The organism is Centipeda sp. (in: firmicutes) (genome assembly GCF_057271695.1).
Genome location: NZ_DBHIVL010000006.1, coordinates 44,811 through 48,213 on the forward strand (window position 1 = coordinate 44,811; position 3,403 = coordinate 48,213).

General features: G+C 55.0%; 5 protein-coding genes. All 5 read left to right on the forward strand.

The window, feature by feature from the left end; translation table 11 throughout:
- Positions 1-369: 369 nt before the first annotated feature.
- Entirely contained in the window at positions 370-723 is a 354-nt protein-coding gene (locus ACO6BQ_RS02160; RefSeq protein ID WP_009441908.1) for an NADH-quinone oxidoreductase subunit A, read from the forward strand.
- The gene (locus ACO6BQ_RS02165) at positions 714-1,253 is read left to right on the forward strand and encodes an NADH-quinone oxidoreductase subunit B (protein WP_009441907.1); all 540 of its coding nucleotides are present in this window, start codon (positions 714-716) and stop codon (positions 1,251-1,253) included. Before ACO6BQ_RS02160 ends, ACO6BQ_RS02165 begins: the two co-directional genes overlap by 10 nt.
- A complete protein-coding gene (locus tag ACO6BQ_RS02170) occupies positions 1,250-1,738 on the forward strand; it encodes an NADH-quinone oxidoreductase subunit C (RefSeq protein ID WP_489119282.1) in 489 nt (162 codons plus the stop codon). Before ACO6BQ_RS02165 ends, ACO6BQ_RS02170 begins: the two co-directional genes overlap by 4 nt.
- Positions 1,738-2,838, forward strand: coding sequence for an NADH-quinone oxidoreductase subunit D (locus ACO6BQ_RS02175; RefSeq protein WP_489119285.1), 1,101 nt, complete (start codon positions 1,738-1,740; stop codon positions 2,836-2,838). The genes ACO6BQ_RS02170 and ACO6BQ_RS02175 overlap by 1 nt, the downstream gene beginning before the upstream one ends.
- A gap of 12 nt (positions 2,839-2,850) precedes the next feature.
- Positions 2,851-3,403: complex I subunit 1/NuoH family protein (locus tag ACO6BQ_RS02180; protein WP_489119287.1), on the forward strand; the 553-nt coding region annotated here is incomplete at its 3' end.

The following is a 3,403-nucleotide window of genomic DNA, read 5'->3' on the forward strand; positions in this document are numbered from 1 at the left end:
CAAGCAGTTCGACGGATTTTCGGTGTAACAGCATTGTGTAAAAAACTCCTTCTGGCTGGAGAACTTGTTGCTCCGATCAACGAAGCGTTCCCTGATATTGCTTATGATTATAGCAGGAAAAGCCACTTCTTTCAAACGATGTCAAAATAGCAAAAAAGAATGAATATAAATAGAAGTTTTTTCCTTGCTCTCCTTGTAAAAGAAGTGTTTTTCGGTTATATTATACATGGATTTTATTATACCTGCCAGCGATTATAAATTTTATCTAGTGTCACTTGATTTGACATATTTTTTTACCCATCAATTATTGTTTCTGATTATTTATTTTTCCTATGTATTTATTTAATCATATGATAAGGAGGCCTGTGTATGGGAGAGTATGGAAGTCTTGGGATTTTTCTGATGGTGGCGCTGTTTTTCCCCGTCATGGCGCTTGGTCCTGCATTTCTGTTGCAGCCGAAGCAGCCGTCACCGCAGAAATACATTCCCTACGAGTGCGGCGTTGATCCGATCGGCTCGCCGTATGTGCAGTATCGTGCAGGGTATTTCCTCTACGCGCTGCTGTTCATCGTCTTTGACATCGAGACGGTGTTTCTCTATCCGTGGGCGGTCGAGTTTCAGATGCTCGGACTGTTTGCGCTCATTGAGATGTTTGTCTTTGTCGGTATTCTTGCGCTCGGCCTTGCCTACGCATGGCGAAAGGGGGATCTCTCATGGAGATAGCGGATCGCGTACCCGAAAGCCTGCGTCACAATGTCTTCGTGGTGAAACTTGACGAGCTCCTGCGTTGGGCGCACGCGAGCTCGATCTGGCCGCTGTCCTCGGGGCTTGCCTGCTGTGCAATCGAGATGATGAGTACGGCGACGGCGCGCTTCGACCTCGCACGGTTTGGCTATGAGGTCTTCCGCCCGTGTCCCCGTCAGGCGGATCTCCTGATCGTCGCCGGGACGCTGACGTGGAAGATGGCAGATCCGATTGTGCGCCTCTACGAGGAAATGCCCGAGCCAAAATATGTGATCGCAATGGGCGCGTGTACGATTGCGGGCGGCCCCTTTGCGGATTCGTATGCCGTTGTGCCGGGCGTGGATGAGATTCTGCCCGTGGATGTCTATATCCCCGGCTGTCCGCCGCGTCCCGAGGCACTGATCGACGGGATGCTCAAGCTGCGCGAGAAGATTCTCCATCCCGAACGAGTTGCAGCCGAGCGTGCCTATTGGGCGGAGCAGGCAGCGGCAAAGGCGGTGAACGCATGAGAAATGATTATTTATCTGCGGAGGCACTTGCCGGCATCAAGCTCGCATTTTCAAACGCAGCATATGATGCAGAGGCAGCGCGTGCCGCAGTCTATATCGGCGTGGATGAACTCGTCGCATTCCTGACGTTTCTGCGTGACGATACGGCACTGCAGCTGACGCGTATGGAGAATGTGACGGCGGTCGACTGGAAGGATCGTTTCGAGATGGTCTACCATCTCTTTTCACCCGTGCATATGCATTGGCTGACGGTGAAGGTGACGCTGCCGCACGATGCGCCTGTTGTTCCATCGGCAACGGCAGTGTTTCCGGGCGTGGAGTTCGAGGAGCGCGAGGTCTATGATCTCATGGGGATTTCGTTCACGGGACATCCAGATCTCAGGCGCGTGTTTCACCATGAGGACTTCGTCGGGCATCCGCTGCGCAAGGACTTTGTGCCGCCGCCTCCGCCGAACATTCCGCGCATCCGAAGGGAGGGGATCTGATGGTACGCAGCGAGACCTACACGCTTAACATGGGGCCGCAGCATCCCTCGACGCACGGCGTTCTGCAGGTGCAGCTCGAGCTTGATGGTGAGCGCATCGTGAGGGCGACGCCGATCATGGGCTATCTCCATCGCGGCATCGAAAAGCTGCTTGAGGACAGGACGTATGTGCAGGGGCTCCCCTATACGGATCGCCTTGACTACATCTCTGCGATGAACAACAATTTCGGCTATGCGCTTGCGGTGGAGCAGCTCGCGGGCATTGAGACAACGCCGCGTGCGGAGTACATCCGTGTCATTATGGCGGAGCTGAACCGCATCAACAGCCATTTGATCTTTATCGGGACGCTTGCAAACGATCTGGGCGCGTCGACGGGAATGCTTTACTGTTTCCGCGACCGCGAGAAGATCCTCGACATTTTCAACCTCGTTTGCGGTGCACGGCAGACCTTCCACTACATCCGCATCGGCGGGGTGAAGGAAGACATCTCGCCCGAGGCAGAGGTGCTGATTCGTGCGTTTCTCGATGAAGTTCCCGTTTTTCTTGAGGAGTATAACAAGCTTCTGACGGGTAATGAAATTTTTATCCGCCGCATTGTGGGGACATCGCCGCTGACAACGGAACAGGCACTGTCCTACAATATGACGGGGCCGAACCTGCGTGCGACGGGGCTGGCCTTTGACCTGCGCAAGGTGGATGGCTACAGCGTCTACGATGATTTTGACTTCGACATCCCCGTGGGCAAGAACGGCGACAACTGGGATCGCTACATGGTGAAGCTGAATGAGATCGCCGAGAGCGCGAAGATCATTCGTCAGGCGATCGACGGTCTGCCCGAGGGTGACTTTATGGGAAAAAAAGTACCGAAGGTCATCAAGCCGCCGAAGGGCGAGGTGTTCAGCCGTACGGAGGGCACGCGCGGCGAGCTCGGCTTCTACATTGTCAGCGACGGGACGACGAAGCCGTACCGCATCCACATCCGTCGACCCTCGTTCGTCAATATGCAGGGGTTGGATGCGATGTGCTGCGGTATGTTCATCGGTGACTCGGTTGCCGCGTATTCATCCATCGACCCGATCATGGGCGAAGTGGACTGCTGAGAAAGGAGGAAAATGATGGAACTTTCTTTCTTGGGAGCGATTGCACTCACGCTGCGCGCTGCTGTTTACAGTGTTGTGCCGATCCCGTTTGTGGTGGATCTAGTCATGACCTTCGTCGGCATCGCAATCCTGCTCGGGATCATCTCGATGGCGGCGATTGTCTTTACCTATGCGGAGCGCAAGATCTGTGCGTTCATCCAGGTGCGCATCGGTCCGAACCGCGTCGGGGGACGCTTCGGACTTCTCCAGCCGATTGCAGATATGCTGAAACTGATGAGCAAGGAGGATATCATGCCCGCCGGTGCGGACAAGGTTGTCTGGGCACTCTCGCCCGCACTGCTCTTTGTGCCTGCGGCACTCGCCTATGCGTTCTTCCCGTTCGATGCGGGCGCGGTGCTCGCCGATGTGAACGTGGGCGTGTTCCTCCTGTTCGCCGTCTCGGGACAGGCGGTTCTGCCGTTCCTGATGGGTGGCTATGCGTCGAACAATAAATACTCGTTCATCGGCGGTATGCGCATCGTCGGGCAGATGCTCAGCTATGAGGCACCGCTGCTCTTTTCGCTGC